The organism is Shewanella sp. ECSMB14101 (assembly GCF_000773485.1).
In the GTDB taxonomy this organism is placed as follows: domain Bacteria; phylum Pseudomonadota; class Gammaproteobacteria; order Enterobacterales; family Shewanellaceae; genus Shewanella; species Shewanella marisflavi.
Genome location: NZ_JSFF01000002.1, coordinates 182,285 through 197,626, shown reverse-complemented (window position 1 = coordinate 197,626; position 15,342 = coordinate 182,285). Strand labels below are relative to the sequence as shown.

Genomic DNA, 15,342 nt, shown 5'->3' with positions numbered 1-15,342 from the left:
ATGTAGAATGAGGCCGCTATTGGCACAGCTAAACATCGCCAGCTTAGCCTTAATAACTAAGCCTTAATAACTAAGTCTTAATGGATAAGCTTTAATGCCTAAGCCTTAATACCTAAGCCTTACGCCCATCAGTCAGCTAACAAGGACCCATTTTGAAACTGTTTTCGCTTTGCGCTATTAGCCTTACCACTCTTTTGATTAGCGCATGCCAGAGCACGGCCCCCGCCCCTAAGCAGCCCTCGACCAATCAGGACGGTATCAGCGCCACTATTGCCCAGCAGCGAGCGAATCGGGTCAGCGAGGTAAGTTACCAACTCCATCTGGATGTCACCAATGACAGGCAATTAACAGGCGAAACTCAGATCCAGTTTAGGCTTACGGATAACCAGCAGGCATTAAGGCTAGACTTCAAGCAGGCACAGATCAGCAATCTGGTGATCAACGCTCAGAAGCTTTACCCCAATTATGACGGCAGCCGAATCCTGATCCCTGCGACGTTACTGCGTAGCGGCAACAACCTGATCAGCCTGCACTTTCGCAAGGCCTATAGCCAGGGCGATCAGGGCTTGATCCAATACCAAGATCCCGTCGATGGTCAGCGCTATCTCTATTCGCACTTTCTGCCATCGAGCGCGCAAACCATGATGCCTCAGTTCGATCAACCGGACCTTAGAGCCAGCTACCAGCTCAGTGTACTCGCCCCTAAAGAGTGGCAACTCGCTAGTGCTGCAACGCTGCAAAACAGCCAGGCCCAGGGCGATAATACGCTATGGCAATTTAACCCCAGTTTGCCGGTCAGCCCTCATAACTTCTCACTACTGGCGGGTCCCTACCAAAGCTGGCAGCAAGATAAAGATGGCATCACCTTACAGCTACTGGCACCTCAATCTGTCGCCTCACAGATAGAAGCGAATACTTGGTTAACGCAAACCGCTCAGGCCATGAGCTACTATGAACAGCGTCTGGCGACCCCCTATCCCTTTGGCCATTATACCCAGGCCATAGTCCCCCATCTGCCCTCTGACTTTCGCGCTAGTATGGGGCAAACAAGTTTTAATCTGGCAAGCTTTTCGGCAACCGTTCCGGGCCGTTTACTTCGACAAGCTCTGGCCGAGCAGTGGCTGGGAAATCTGGTCACCCTAAAGTGGTGGGATCAATTCTGGCTAAATCAGAGCCTGGCGCATCTTGTCGCCGATGATGCCGAGACTCAGCTTATCGATAAGCCAATAGAGGCCAGCTTAGCCCTGGATAACTACAGCCGCAGCGCGCCTCAAATAGCACGGCAGGTCGCCAATAGCCTGGAGCTATTTGATGCCAATACAGTGCCAAATCTAAATAAGGCAATCGCTCAGCTTAGCCAGCTTAAATTTATGTTGGGCGAATCCCATTTTTACCAAGGAATAGCTCACTACCTTAAGACCTATCCCCTGCAAAATGCCGATTTGAACGACTTTCTTTTGAGCCTGGAGACTGTCACCAATCAGCCACTCAGCCAGTGGGGACAAGAAGCTTTTATGCGCGCTGGTGTCACTCGCCTAACAACCCGTTTCAGCTGCGAGGGGGGACGCATTAGCCATTTTGATCTCCACCAGCTAAATGGCGGCGCAGCATCTAATAGAGTCAAGCTAGGCTTATTTACCCTGGGGCGCCATGCACTGCATAAGAATCTGGTGTCCGAGGTAACCTATCAGGGTGAGCACACGACGGTGAAGCATCTTAATGGCGTGCGCTGCCCGGATCTGGTGTTTAGTAACTATCAGAATAAGGCCTATGTCAGGGTCAAGCTCGATGACACCTCTCTGGAAACGGCTCTGCTGCACCTGAGTAGCCTCGAAGAGCCTGAGCTGCGTCTCATGCTTTGGCAAACCTTATGGGAGTCAGTCCTTGCGGGCGAGCTGCCCCTTAACCGCTTTATCGGCAGCAGCCTGATCAACCTGCCCGCTGAGTCCGAGCCTCAGGTGCTTGAGAGCGCTCAAGAGCTGCTGCGTCAGGCCAAGGCGATGCTGGAACAGATGAGCCCTAATCAGCAACGCTATAGCCGGCAGGCTCTCAATGCCATTGCCCAGATGAGCCTGCGACTGACTATCAGCAACAAAGCTCAGCCTGAAGTGCAATCTCTGTGGTTTGACAACTATCTGCACTTTGCCGTCAGTCACCAGGCCAAACGGCATCTGGCGGCGCTGCTCGATGGCAAAGCGCAATTAAGTGGTATCACGCTTACGCCAGAGCGTCGCTGGCAGATGCTGATCCACCTCAATCGTTATGATTACCCAGGTGCCGAGCGACTGGTGCAGCGGGAAAAACAGGCCGACGACTCCAAACTCGCCCAACAGGCTGCGCTGAGCGCTCTGGTCGCCAGACCCAGCGCCAAAGAGAAGCGTCAGTGGTTTGAACGAGTACAGTCTCACACTCAAGAGAGTGATCCACAATTACTGGAAAAACTGACGCTCGTGATGCGTCAGCTCTACCCCAGCGAACAGAAAGCCTTGAGTCAGGCGAGCGCCGAGCAACGTCTCGATGAACTGACGCAGCTGGATAAACGCAACAGCCAAGCCTTTATGCAGCAATATACCCGCTACCTGCTTCCGAGAAGTTGCAACTATGCCAGTGTCGCTCGCCTACAGGCATTGCTGGCACAACCTGAGGGATATAGCCCAACCACCTTGAAGGGGATCAACCAAACCATAGAGGCAGAACAAGAGTGTATTCGCGTATTGGAGGCGATGCAGCATCTTCCCTAGACCTATGGCAAAGGATTTTAGGTTATAGTGAAAAGAGCAGCCAGTAGCCTAGTCAACAGGAGAATCCCATGGGCATTTTTCAACTTGCCGCCATCGCCATCATAGGAGCCTTCGCCTTTGCGGCCTTTAAGGAACATAACAAACGTCAGGTCAAAGAGGACAACAGCGAGCTGGATCAACTTAAGGCGGAGATAGATCAGCTCAAGGCTCGTATAGCCACCTTAGAGAAAATCGTTACCGATAAGGCTTATCAGCTAAGGGATGAGATAGATAAGCTCTAGCACTTAACTGGCAGAGATAAAAAATGCCACCCTAATGGGTGGCATTGTTAGCGACAAGCTTAAACAAACAGATTTTTGATATTCTTCAAGTCGCCCTTACCGCTGGCGATCTCCTCTGGCGACAAGCCAGACACCTCGTGCGGGAATACCAACCAATCTTCAGACTCATGGATAAAATAGTCTGGTTTTAACGACACCGCCGTATTCTTCGGCTTGTAGTATGGGCAGGCAATGCGCACATCTCGTGGCATGTTAAGACGCATCAGCTCAGCCAGCTTCTCTTTCAGGGCGTGGATACTGCGGCCCGAATCGAACACATCATCGACAATCAGCAAGCCATCATCGGCGTTAGCGTTCTCAACGATATAATGCAGGCCGTGCACCTTGATCTGTTTGCTCTGTTTGTCCGTGCCTATGCCGTAGTAGGAAGAGGTACGTACTGCAATATGATCTGTCTCGACCTTTTTGAAATCAAAATATTCCTGTACCGCGATCCCTATCGGAGCGCCACCACGCCAAATGCCAACAATGAACTGTGGCCTAAAGCCGCTTTCATAAACTTGCGCCGCTAGTCGGAAAGAATCCTCCAGCAGTTCTTGTGCGGTAATAAAGTGTTTATCAGACATCAGGCCGTCCCCATCTTTTTCTATTTGGTCTTTGAGAGGGAGGAAGTAATCCTTTTTCGATTAGGCTTCACCCCAAATGCAGCGTAGCACAAGGGCGGCGTATTGAGTTTCAACACGACAACAAGCAGGGCTACGGGATTTGGAGCTGAATTTTATACTAAAAAAACCAGAGGTGCTGAACTAAATCGTGAAACTTGAACTGGGGATCCATTTTTTTATACCAATCCCCCAAGCAAGTGCTCAGCAATGGCTAGATAAAATGCCTGAAAACAAGGAAAAAACCTTAGATAACGACAATCAAAATTGGTGAACAGCCATATAGAGCATTTAAACAAGCTTAAATTATTACTATGGGCAATAAGATAAAAAGCCGCCTCGAAGGCGGCTACATCGACTAATTTAGGCTCACGCCGCGGCAATCTTGGGCTCACCCGCCTTAGTCACGGCCGCGTAATGTTTGTCACTTGCCTCACTGAATTCGGTATCCAGTATGGTATCGACATAGTGCCAGTCACTGCGCACCGCCTCTGGAGTAAAGGTCAGCAGCATAAAACCACGGTCCCTTAAGTTGGTGTACTTAAGCCCTTCCACCAGCTCGACCACGCCCGCTTCGGTCACGCCTTGCTGATCCTCACTAATGCCTAAGTAATACTCAAGTCCAGGCGATGAAACTGAGCTGGTCGCGTACTCAACCCCTACCACATCACCATGACTGTCCTTAAGCTCGTTTGCCCAGGCGTTATGAGTATCCCCGGCAATCACTACCAGGTTTGCCCCCGTCGCCTTTGCCGTGGCCAAGATCACCTCGCGCTCATAGGCATAACCATCCCAGGCATCTAAGTTATAGGGAATAGATGGCATCTGTAACAAGGCCATCACTTCAGGAGTTAGCTTGTGTTGATTACCAATAAGATAACTGTATTCCTGCGCCGTTAGCGTAGGGTCATTCGCCGCCGCGCGGGCCGCCAGCTGCGCCAGAGCCCCAAGTTCGGCATACTGATACACAGACAGCTTCTGCATGGCGATCGCCGCAGGCAACATCATGGTGCCCATCAAAACCTGTTGTCCCAGCACCTGCCATTTACCGGTGGCGCTAAGCAGGCTCGCCTGCAACCACTGCAGTTGGTCTGCGCCGAGCAAGGTGCGATCGCTGCTGGTCACATCCGCCATAAAACGGGCGCTGTCCATGGCACCTGTGGCCCCGTCGACATAGTCGGCATAATCCAGCTGCTTATCGCGCGCCAGCACACGAGTGTCCAACATATGCAGATCGACCAGATCGCCAAAGCTAAAGGAGCGATAGATCTCCTCGTGATTACCATCACGCCAAGGACGAATTGGCAGCCACTCAAAATAGGCTTGCAGCGCCGCCATCTTACGCTGCTCGAAGTCTCCTTCACCTTCATTATGATTTTCCGCGCCGTCAGACCAAGTATCGTTGGCGACCTCATGGTCATCCCATACGGTGATGAAAGGCACCTTGGCGTGCAGTGTCTGTAAGGCAGTGTCGCCACGGTATTGGCCGTAACGGGTACGATAATCGCTTAAGGTAAAGAGTTCACCGGCAGGCAAAACCTCACGACCAAGCTCGGCCGCATTTTCGCTGGCATAACCCTCGCGAGCATATTCATAGATGTAGTCACCCAGATGCACCACGGCGTCCAGCCCTTCCTGCTCACTCGCCAACTGATAGACATTAAAGTGACCAGCTGGGAAATTAGCACATGACATGACTGCCAGCTTGACCTGCTCGACGGCGCCCTCTGGCAGCGTCTTGGTCATGCCCACATCCGAGGCTTGGTCGCCAGACATGAAGCGATAGTAGTAAGCGGTACCCGAATCCAGGCCGATAGCATCGACTTTCACCGTATAGTCGCGCTCGGCATTAGTGGTCATCTCACCGTTAGAAATCAATTGAGTAAAGCTGGCATCTGTGGCGATCTCCCAGCTGACATTAATATCGCCATCGACTTCGGGCGTCACTCGGGTCCAGAGGATCACGGCGCTGTGAGTGGGATCGCCACTGGCGACACCGTGCAGAAATTGTACCTTGGCGGCGGTTTCCACCTTATCGTCATCACTGCTCGAACAGCCCATCAAGCCATAGGAGACCACTGCGGCACCGACACCCTTGGCCGACATGGCCAAAAAATCCCTGCGAGAATATTTCGTTTTCATTGTTATTCCTTTATTTGAGCCTGTTATCCCTAGCGCCTCTCCCCCAAATCATGTGAAGCTGAAAACTCATACTTCGAAAGATAACTGACCTTGTTATTGTTATTCCTGGTAAGAGGTCCAATGACCTTAATTGTCAATTAACAATATTGCAAAATTATTATGGTCACAGCAACAGATGGTTCTAACTGGTATCATCTAGCAAGGCAGCTAAAAATATTGAAAACAGATAAATAATTGGAGTGAGACAGCATATTTCGCCAACTAAAGGCACCTTACTTCATACAGACTAGAGCATTTATCACAAGCTGTTATGATTAAGCCATCACCATAGTTGAAGGAGTCGACCATGCGAGTTAGCGATATCATGACCACGGAAATCGTGTGTATCAGCGATCAGGCCACGATTAAAGATGCTCACCTGTTAATGAGTAGCCGCGGCGTGCGTCACCTGCCGGTAGTCAGCGAAAATGACGGCGCCCTAGTCGGCATACTGACCCATAAGAAGATGATAGCAACCGTAATGAGCATACTGACCCATTACGGCAATGAAGGGTTAGATCGTCAAGAACGTCGCACCTTAGTGGCCGACATCATGGAAAGGGAATTTCAAAAAGTCACTCTGGATGAGCCCCTGTTAGTCATTGTCGATTGCTTTATCGACAACAAGTTGGGCTGCCTGCCTGTGGTAGACGATAGCCATAAGGTAATTGGCATTCTCACTTCATCGGATTTCGTCAAACTCTGCGCCACACTGCTTAAGCAATAGCGCAGACGAAAGCTTAGGCAAGGGCTAAGGCGCGAAATAGTGGTTTGGCTATTACGATAGAGCGCGGCCCAAAAAGCTATACCAACAAGTAGGCGAATAATGGCGCGCCGACCACCATGGCGATACCAGTAAAGATCATGGTCAGGCTGGCGACAACCCCCTCTTCCCGACCATATTCGGCGGCTTTAGCCGCCCCTACGCCATGAGCACTGGCACCTAAGGCTGCTCCCTTCGCCAAGGGGCTGGAGATCCTGGCGAGCTTAAATACAGGCCCACATAACACCATCCCCAGTACACCCGTCATAAGCACCAACACGGCGGTCAGATCCGGCACACCACCAAACTCCGTTGTTGCTTCCAGGGCAAATGGCGTCGACACAGTTCGCACCAAGAGACTATGTGATAACTCAGGCGGCAGATAGATCACCTGACTCAGTAACCAGGAAGAGAGCAGCCCAACCAGCAACCCGGTCAACACTCCAAGACTCAGAGTCAAAGGGTAACGCCTGATCAACCGGCGCTCTCGGTAGATAGGCAGGGCAAAGGCGATAGTCGCTGGTGCCAGCAACATACTTAAATAATGGTTGTATTCGAAATAAGTTGGTAAGGGGATGGCAAAAAAACCGACCAGAGCCAGCAGTATCGCTGGCGTAAGCAGCATAGGCGATAAGTACCAGTAGCCGAAATGCCGATAGAGGCGTTTGCTCACCCCATAGCTGACTAGCGTTGCCAGCAGACAGGCCAGCCCCAATAATGAGAGATGCAAAAAGGAAAACATTCTAGGCTCCCTTAGTCGAGTCAGCGATTGGTCGACGTAACCGACGCTCATACTTGAACACGCGATCAATCACTAAGCCGGTGAACAACAAAACGCAGCCACTGCCCAGCACTAAGGTACAGAGTAAGCTAACCCCATATTGCTCTAACAAGGGGGCATAATGAATCGAGGCAACCACAGGTGGAATAAAGAAGAGCAGCAACTCACCGAGCAACCAGGCTGCGCCGCGTGCCACGAAGCGCTCAGGTAACCAGTTTAATGCCAACAGAGTCAGCAGCGCCGCCAGACCTATCACACCACTGGGTAATGGCAACGCCAGTCGCGTCACCAACCACTGGGCACCTATGGCTAGCAGAGATAATAATCCGACCTGAAGCGCCAGCAGTAACAGATTTCGAAAAGAGAGAAGATAAATGGCCATCACATACTCAGCCCAAAAGAAGATAAAGGGATCTTACGCTTGCCATTTAAATAAAAAAAATGAATATTATTTATAAAACTAATTACCAAAAGCTATCTAAAGATGGATCTTAAGGCACTACAGTATTTTGTCGAGGTGGTGGACTCTGGCGGTTTCAATCGCGCCGCTGAGCGTATCCACCTCAGCCAGCCCGCCCTTTCTAAATCGATAGCCCAGCTAGAAGCCGAACTCGAGCTTCCCCTGCTGACCCGGGGCAAACGAGGAACCAAGGTTCAACTCACCCCCCATGGCGAAGTGGTTTACCGCCATGCGCTGACGCTGCTTGCAGCCAAGAGGGCGCTAACAGAAGAGTTGGATAAGCTGAAGGGACTGAGCAAAGGATGCTTGCGACTGGGACTGGCGCCTCTGGGCAGTGCTGAACTATTCGCCCCCATCATCGCCAAGTATCGTCAGGCCTATCCAGAGATTGAAACCCAACTGCTGGTGCGGGGCGGTGTCGAGCAGACCTCGGCACTGCAACAAGGAGAGATAGAACTCGCGACCGGCATTATCGATCTTAAAGAGCAGTACGAAGGAATTGCCATCCACACAGAGCCTATGGTGGTCGTGCTTCCCAGCGAACATCCACTGGCTAATCTTAGCGAGATCCCTCTGGGCCAGCTCGACGGCTATGCTCAGATCTTGTTTGAACCAGAGTTTTCCCTGCACGAGATGGTGCTCAACGCCTGTCAAAAATCTGGAGTGACCATCACGCACCCCACTCAGGTGAATCAGCCTGAATTTGGCGTGGCCTTAGTGGCAGCGGGCATTGGCGTGATGTTACTACCTAAATTCATTGCCGAGCGCTACCGCCACCAAGGGGTATGTCTCAAGGCACTGACAGAGACAGATCTCAGTTGGCAGATGAGCCTATTCTGGCGCAAGGATCATAGCCTCTCTTTTGCCGCCCAGGCGATGGTAGCGCTGGTGAAACAACATCAGGCCACCAGCCCCTAATAGCCAGGGCGATTCATCCATCAGGCTGTGCAAAGGCAGTAAAAAGCCATTGCCTGACAACGCTCGACTGAGTCAGTCCCCAAACATGCCACTTTAGGGGGCTGCAGCCATCTAATTATGAAAGGCGATAAAACACAAAATGATACCGCCACACAAGGCAATAACTTAACTCAGTGCTAGCGACGAATCCTTGAAAAAAGAGACATCACCACCAAGGCTGCCGCCCCAACTAAGACGCCAAACAACGCATTGAGAAGACTCGGGGTGATCCACGCCAGTACAGGCCCTACCAAGGCAAACTGCTCAACCCAGTGAGCCGCCTGCTCAAAATAGCTACCGATGGCATGCACACCATGGGTCAGGATCCCGCCACCCACCATGAACATAGCGATGGTGCCAACCACGGTCAGCCCCCGCATCAGATAAGGTGCCGCATTGACCAAGGCGCCGCCAAGCTTACGGCCAAATCGTCTAGTTAAGCTATCCCCCTGACGCTGACTCAAATAGAGGCCCGCATCGTCAAGCTTGACGATCCCCGCCACCAAACCATATACCCCAACGGTCATCAGCACGGCGATGACCGCCAGAGTCACTACCTGAGTCATGAAACTACTCTCGGCCACCACGCCTAAGGTAATAGCGATGATCTCGGCAGAGAGCACAAAGTCGGTGCGGATCGCTCCTGCCACCTTCTGCGTCTCAAACGCCTTGAGATCTTCGGCGGCCTTTATCATCTCACTCTCGCTCATGGCAGGCTCATGCTTATGGGTAAGCGAGTGATAGACCTTCTCGAAGCCCTCATAACAGAGAAACAGGCCACCAAACATCAGCAGCGGCGTCACCGCCCAGGGAATAAAGGCACTGATCAGCAGCGCCGCGGGAACCAAGATGCATTTATTGCGCATCGACCCCTTAGCCACGGCCCACACCACAGGCAATTCACGGTCGGCATTGACCCCTGAGACCTGCTGGGCATTTAACGCCAAATCATCCCCCAGCACACCCGCGGTTTTACGGGCTGCAACCTTACTCATCAGGGCAACATCATCCAATATTGCTGCGATATCATCCAACAGGCTTAATAGACTCGCGCCAGCCATGCTCTCTCCTTAACTCTTTCAATATCCTTTGTCTGCCCCATTTGCGCGTTATCAAACATCACAAAGGTGCCCGAGCGAACTATTAGCGTAACCTACTCTTTAGCCTGACACTTTTCCAGTGGCTAGCGAGTAAAACGCCTGATAGCGCATTAACTTGGGAGGTTTAGCACAATTGTTTAAGGTGAGCTTTAAGCCAAATTGCCAGGCAAACTAACAAACTGTGTCATTTGACATACGCTCTGGCGCAACTAGGGGTATAATGACGACCAAATGCTTCGTATATCCTTAATAGGAACTCCTTATGACTCAAGATGAAATGAAAAAAGCCGCAGGTTGGGCTGCCCTCGAATATGTCGAAAAAGACAGTATTGTCGGTGTGGGCACAGGCTCGACCGTTAATCACTTTATCGATGCCCTGGCGACCATCAAGGCCGATATTGAAGGCGCGGTATCTAGTTCTGAGGCCTCAACTGAGAAAATGAAGGCATTAGGGATCCCGGTTTTCGATCTCAACTCAGTTGACCAACTTTCTGTCTATGTCGATGGTGCCGATGAGATCAACGGCCATATGGACATGATCAAAGGTGGTGGCGCCGCCCTTACCCGTGAGAAGATTGTTGCCGCCGTGGCCGAAAAGTTTGTCTGCATCGTGGATAACACGAAAGAAGTCGATGTTCTGGGTGAATTTCCACTGCCTGTCGAAGTGATCCCTATGGCGCGCTCATACGTGGCCCGCGAGATCGTGAAATTAGGCGGCGATCCGGTTTACCGTGAGGGTGTGATCACCGACAATGGCAACGTGATCCTCGATGTGTACAACATGAAAATCGTTAACCCGAAAGAGCTGGAAGAGAAGCTCAACCAGATCGTTGGTGTCGTCACTAACGGCCTGTTCGCCAACCGCGGCGCAGACGTCCTGCTGGTAGGAACCCCTGATGGGGTGAAGACGGTTAAGCTATAGCACTAAGCTGACACACCAAGTTTAGTCATACCAAAAAGCCACTCCTAGAGTGGCTTTTTTTATCATCAAACTCAGCAGTCAATTTCACTCAACGCCACAGCCAGATATCTCGTTAGTAGGCCACGCTGATCCGCTGACGGGCATAGTTGTCAGTGCTCACCAGATCGACCATCGCCTTGGCATAATCGGCTACCGAGATGCGGCTGCGTCCCAGCTCATCGGTAAAAAACTGATCGCCACCGATACGATAAATACCTTCACTGTCACCAGGATAGATCTCTGCCGCGGGGCTGACAAAGGTCCAGTTCAGTGGTGAATCACTTTCTCTGAACACCTTAAGCGCCTCCCCTTGGGCAAGAGCCTCATCTTTGTATTCAGGGGGGAAATCGGGCGATTGCACCAACATCTGCCCAGGGGCAAGCTCCAAACTGCCGGCGCCGCCAACCCACAAGAGACGTTTCACCTGAGTCTTAGGCAACAGTTCAAGTAGCGCCTGAGCACTCTTTGGGACCAACTCGTGCTGTCCATTGGCACGACCACCAATGGCGGCGATCACCAGATCGACATCGTTAAAGTGTTCCGGGGTGAGCGTCTCACTCAAATCTAACTGACGCGCCTGCACCGTCTCATTCAATTTTGCAGGGTCTCTGACCAAGGGGGTTACCCTTAACTCACGGCTCAACGCCTCTTGCATAATGGCGCTACCTATCCAACCTGTGGCACCGATAATTGCAATATTCATCTTCTGTTCCTCACTGTCTGACTAAATTGGCATCAGTTTACTTAGCCAAGATATCGTGACAAACAGCGTAAATAGAGCAATATTGTTTCAATATAAGATACTAATATGGATAAGATCAGCGCGATTCGTAGTTTCGTCGAGGTGGCCAGCTGCGGCAGCTTTACCCAGGCCGCAGAGCAGTTGGATCTCAGCCGCTTACAGGTCTCCAGACACGTACAGGAAGTTGAGCGCTGGCTTGGCCTCAGGTTATTGCACCGCACCACTCGCAGTGTCAGCCTTAGCGTGCAAGGTGAGGAAGCCTTCATCTATTGCCAGAAGATCCTAGACGAAGTCGCTAGCCTAGAGAGCCGTTCCCAGCGTCACAGGCAGGAACTGGTGGGCAGCATCAGAGTCGCCTCTCCCATCGGCTTAGGGCAAAACTTGTTATTCGAGGCTATCGACGCTTTTACCCACCAACACCCCCAAGTCAAGATACAGTTGGTATTGTCTGACGAACTGGCACAACTGGTTGGCGAGCGCGTCGATATCGCCCTACGCTATACCCATCAACCGGACGAGAGCCTGATCGCTCGCCGCCTGATGCAGATAGACTCAGCGCTATGCGCCTCTCCCCACTATCTAAGCCAGCACCCGGCGATCACGCAGATAAGCGATCTTAGGATGCATAACTGCCTGCTTCACAGCAGCCAGAGCCGATGGGATTTCGTCAAAGATAACCAGACCATAGCGCAGAGTATCAGCGGCAATCTGCAGGCCAACGACATGGGCGTACTGCTAAAAGCTGCCATTGGTGGTAAGGGGATCATTCTCTTGCCCTGCGATCTAGCCAATCCTCACTTAGCCTCGGGTGAACTCGTTGAGGTCTTGCAAGGCCATCATCTGCCCAGTAAGACACTGTGGGCCGTCTATCTCTCGCGTAGCTATCAGCAGCATCTTGTACGCCATTTCATCGACTTTATCGCCGAGCGCTGGCAACAAGACATTAATAAGTGGCGACCTGCTAACCAATAGAAAAAGCCCTAGTGTAAACAAATCGGCTAAGGCGTAGCGATATGCTTGCACTGGCAGCGGGTGTGGATCTCAGTCTTTAGCTTTACATGATAAGGGATCAGGATATGATGCTGATGCTGATGCTGATGCTGATGCTGATGGTATTCATTGCCACACGGACACTAAGTTCCAAGGACACTTTGCTACAAGGAATAAGGCATGCTGGAAGCTGTACTGTCATTAATCGTCGCCACTGGTTTACTCTTAGGCTCACCAGGCCCGGCGCCACTGGCGCTTGCTGCCACCGGGGCCACCTTTGGTATCCGCCGCGGCGCACCGTTTCTGCTGGGTATACTCCTTGGCCTCTCGGTCGCCATCATAGGTGCCAGTGCTGGACTCGCCGCCCTATTTAGCCGCTTTCCCGAGCTCAGGCTCGTCTGTCAGCTGCTCGGCGCCGCTTATATCGCCTTCATCGCCTACAAGATTGCCAGCGCGCCGATCACCAGCCTAGATGCGGCAAAACAGGCGCCCAGTTTCAAAGATGGCTTCATCCTCAATCTACTTAACCCAAAGGCCTATGCCGCCTTTCTGGCCATCTTTTCGCAGTTCCTGTTGCCGCTGGAAAACACCGCCTTAGGGTATCTGGCGACAGGTGTCTGCGCACTCATGGTGGCAACTCTAGTCGATACTCTCTGGCTGATCTTCGGCGGTCTGCTGCGCCCGCTGTTTGCCCGCCCCAGAGCGGCGCGAATAATGCGCATCAGTTTCGCCATCGCCATGTTGCTGGCGGTGGGTTATGCCCTGCTTCCCTAGCTCTACAGACAAACAACGCCAAACGCCATACACTTAAAATTGGGTTACTAGGAAAATAGCAAGATGTCAGATCGCAGCGCCATCAAGGAGTTCACCATGATCCCCAATGTGGGTAAGGCCACGGCGGCGGATTTCCATCAGCTTGCACTGCATCACCCTAAGGATCTTATCGGGCAAGACCCTTACCAGATGCACGCGCGGTTAGAGGCCATCACGGGCTGTCGGCAGGATCCTTGTGTCATCGATGTCTTTATCGCCGCGGTGCGCTTTATGGAGGGAGAAGACGCTCAGCCTTGGTGGCACTACACCGCCGAGCGTAAGGCCCATTTGGCGAACAAGAAGTGATTTCGTGCGCCTTACATTTGGGTTAGTTGCCGCTCACACGCTTGGCGAATGAGATAGCATAGGCGACAGATCTGAGCTTTAATACAGGATCGCTACTGGGCAATACGCCCTTTGCCAACACATTGGGATCATAGTTGATCTTCTCACAATGATCGTCGCCAGCACTGTGCATTGTTAACTTACCCAGGCTTATCACCTTTCGAGACTCAGGCCAGGCCTGTGAAGGATCATTTACCGGATCTTGGGCTTCGCCAATGATAGCCTGTAAGTCGAATGAGCGCTGGCCGTCACTCAGTTCTTGCTGTAATTTTTTAGCAAGAAAGCTTTTCGGTAACTGCGCCATCTGTTCTTCTGTCAGAGGCAACTCCCCCTCGTCCGGTACCAAACGCCATTTAAACTTCGTTTTCTGACCCTTCTCATCGACCAGATAGAAAGCATGAATACCAAAGTATTGGGCACGGGTGTATGAACTCGGCGGGTTATGGCTTTGCAACCAATTAAACTGCGGCAGAGTACTGGGGTGGGCCTGTCGATACTCTGCTAGCTTGGCGAAATCAACTTTGCCCTGCTCGTTGGGTAGCAAGGTTTTCAGCAGCCCAAGAAAGGTTTCAGGATCTTTACCGGGAAAGACGGGGGTCGTCAGGCCGGCAATATTATGCACAGCCCCATTAGGCAAACTAAATTGCACACCTATGCCGCGCGGAGAGCGCGCGGTCTCATCGGCATAGGGGTTACCCCCCGCCATAGAGAAGCGAATACTGGCTTTAATATCTTGACCACTGAATAAGTTGGCATGTGAATAGAGCGCTGACTCCTTAGAAGGCGAAAAGCTACCCAGTGCACACACGCCCTTGGCATGACCTTTCCTGACGCCTGGATGCTTACCGGAAAGCTTCTCAAACACTTCAATAAAATCATTCCCCTGCACCGCTGAATTGGCAGGCGAACTCAGTAAAAAGGTCGGTAGCAATAAAATGAAAAGCCTCGCTAAATGTCCCATCAAATCGATCTCCTTGGTCTATTTACATCTGGCTAAATTAGCCTTGAGCAGTATAAGACCCAGAGAGGAAGGATTATCTTTCCCCTATAACACCCATTGATAGGAATATCTCCCAAGCAGGCCTCCACAATCGGCTTGCCAGCTAGGCTAGGCAACAAAAAGCCCAGGCTTAGGCCTGGGCTTAATCAATCAACAAATTTGTCAGAGATTGGCGTTACAGGGAGAAGTTAGCAATCGTCTTCTGAATGCCCACCACGTCAGTGCCCTTCTTCAGCTCTTTTACCAAGGGCTCTTTTTGACCCGAGATCCACAGCTTTAACTCGGCGTCCATATCGAAGGTACCGGCAGTTTCCACCTCAAAATGGGTGATCGCCTTATAAGGGACAGAGTGATAACTCACCTTCTTGCCTGTCACTCCCTGCTTATCGATGAGGATAAGACGCTTGTTAGTAAACACAAACATATCGCGCACCACGCGGTAAGCCAGCGCTAACTGCTCGTTGTCTCCCATGATAGGCCCCAGTTCCTGCGCCAACTCTTGCAGGTCGACTTCGGCGGCATTACCCATCAGTGCATCTAACAGTCCCATACTTTATCTCCTTTA

General features: G+C 51.6%; 16 protein-coding genes. 8 read left to right on the top strand and 8 right to left on the bottom strand.

The window, feature by feature from the left end:
* Positions 1–152: 152 nt before the first annotated feature.
* Together NY07_RS03270 and NY07_RS03265 are read left to right on the top strand one after the other, a co-directional pair.
* A complete protein-coding gene (locus tag NY07_RS03270) occupies positions 153–2,741 on the top strand; it encodes an ERAP1-like C-terminal domain-containing protein (RefSeq protein WP_052125463.1) in 2,589 nt (862 codons plus the stop codon).
* A gap of 68 nt (positions 2,742–2,809) precedes the next feature.
* Positions 2,810–3,022: a hypothetical protein gene (locus tag NY07_RS03265; protein WP_033537924.1), complete on the top strand. Its 213-nt coding sequence runs from the start codon at positions 2,810–2,812 to the stop codon at positions 3,020–3,022.
* A 59-nt stretch (positions 3,023–3,081) separates the two neighbouring features.
* Here NY07_RS03265 and NY07_RS03260 read toward each other — a convergent pair whose 3' ends face one another.
* Both NY07_RS03260 and NY07_RS03255 read right to left on the bottom strand, forming a co-directional pair.
* Positions 3,082–3,648, bottom strand: a complete 567-nt coding sequence (locus NY07_RS03260; protein WP_033537923.1) for a phosphoribosyltransferase — start codon at positions 3,646–3,648, stop codon at positions 3,082–3,084.
* Between the two features lie 405 nt (positions 3,649–4,053).
* Positions 4,054–5,826: an alkaline phosphatase D family protein gene (locus NY07_RS03255; RefSeq protein WP_033537922.1), complete on the bottom strand. Its 1,773-nt coding sequence runs from the start codon at positions 5,824–5,826 to the stop codon at positions 4,054–4,056.
* A gap of 346 nt (positions 5,827–6,172) precedes the next feature.
* Between NY07_RS03255 and NY07_RS03250 the strand changes: the two genes are divergently transcribed.
* Positions 6,173–6,592, top strand: a complete 420-nt coding sequence (locus tag NY07_RS03250; RefSeq protein ID WP_033537921.1) for a CBS domain-containing protein — start codon at positions 6,173–6,175, stop codon at positions 6,590–6,592.
* A 76-nt stretch (positions 6,593–6,668) separates the two neighbouring features.
* Here the strand turns inward: NY07_RS03250 and NY07_RS03245 are convergent, their stop codons facing one another.
* Both NY07_RS03245 and NY07_RS03240 read right to left on the bottom strand, forming a co-directional pair.
* Positions 6,669–7,370, bottom strand: coding sequence for an LrgB family protein (locus NY07_RS03245; protein WP_033537920.1), 702 nt, complete (start codon positions 7,368–7,370; stop codon positions 6,669–6,671).
* 1 nt (position 7,371) lies between these two features.
* A complete protein-coding gene (locus NY07_RS03240; protein WP_033537919.1) occupies positions 7,372–7,791 on the bottom strand; it encodes a CidA/LrgA family protein in 420 nt (139 codons plus the stop codon).
* Positions 7,792–7,893: 102 nt separating this feature from the next.
* Here NY07_RS03240 and NY07_RS03235 point away from each other — a divergent pair, with 102 nt between their 5' ends.
* A complete protein-coding gene (locus NY07_RS03235) occupies positions 7,894–8,787 on the top strand; it encodes a LysR substrate-binding domain-containing protein (RefSeq protein ID WP_033537918.1) in 894 nt (297 codons plus the stop codon).
* Between the two features lie 176 nt (positions 8,788–8,963).
* Here NY07_RS03235 and NY07_RS03230 read toward each other — a convergent pair whose 3' ends face one another.
* Positions 8,964–9,887, bottom strand: a complete 924-nt coding sequence (locus tag NY07_RS03230; protein ID WP_033537917.1) for a DUF808 domain-containing protein — start codon at positions 9,885–9,887, stop codon at positions 8,964–8,966.
* Between the two features lie 301 nt (positions 9,888–10,188).
* Here NY07_RS03230 and rpiA point away from each other — a divergent pair, with 301 nt between their 5' ends.
* Positions 10,189–10,848 carry a ribose-5-phosphate isomerase RpiA gene (gene rpiA / locus NY07_RS03225; RefSeq protein WP_033537916.1) on the top strand — a complete coding sequence of 220 codons (660 nt, stop codon included), beginning with the start codon at positions 10,189–10,191 and terminating at the stop codon, positions 10,846–10,848.
* Between the two features lie 112 nt (positions 10,849–10,960).
* Here rpiA and NY07_RS03220 read toward each other — a convergent pair whose 3' ends face one another.
* The gene (locus NY07_RS03220) at positions 10,961–11,590 is read right to left on the bottom strand and encodes an NAD(P)-dependent oxidoreductase (RefSeq protein WP_033537915.1); all 630 of its coding nucleotides are present in this window, start codon (positions 11,588–11,590) and stop codon (positions 10,961–10,963) included.
* A 105-nt stretch (positions 11,591–11,695) separates the two neighbouring features.
* Between NY07_RS03220 and NY07_RS03215 the strand changes: the two genes are divergently transcribed.
* From NY07_RS03215 to NY07_RS03205, 3 genes are all read left to right on the top strand, one after another.
* Positions 11,696–12,601, top strand: coding sequence for a LysR family transcriptional regulator (locus NY07_RS03215; RefSeq protein ID WP_033537914.1), 906 nt, complete (start codon positions 11,696–11,698; stop codon positions 12,599–12,601).
* A gap of 198 nt (positions 12,602–12,799) precedes the next feature.
* Positions 12,800–13,393, top strand: coding sequence for a LysE family translocator (locus NY07_RS03210; RefSeq protein WP_033537913.1), 594 nt, complete (start codon positions 12,800–12,802; stop codon positions 13,391–13,393).
* Between the two features lie 63 nt (positions 13,394–13,456).
* The gene (locus NY07_RS03205; RefSeq protein ID WP_033537912.1) at positions 13,457–13,738 is read left to right on the top strand and encodes a helix-hairpin-helix domain-containing protein; all 282 of its coding nucleotides are present in this window, start codon (positions 13,457–13,459) and stop codon (positions 13,736–13,738) included.
* 22 nt (positions 13,739–13,760) lie between these two features.
* Here NY07_RS03205 and NY07_RS03200 read toward each other — a convergent pair whose 3' ends face one another.
* Both NY07_RS03200 and NY07_RS03195 read right to left on the bottom strand, forming a co-directional pair.
* A complete protein-coding gene (locus NY07_RS03200; protein ID WP_033537911.1) occupies positions 13,761–14,738 on the bottom strand; it encodes a catalase family peroxidase in 978 nt (325 codons plus the stop codon).
* Positions 14,739–14,952: 214 nt separating this feature from the next.
* A complete protein-coding gene (locus NY07_RS03195) occupies positions 14,953–15,327 on the bottom strand; it encodes a PH domain-containing protein (protein ID WP_033537910.1) in 375 nt (124 codons plus the stop codon).
* Positions 15,328–15,342 lie beyond the last annotated feature (15 nt).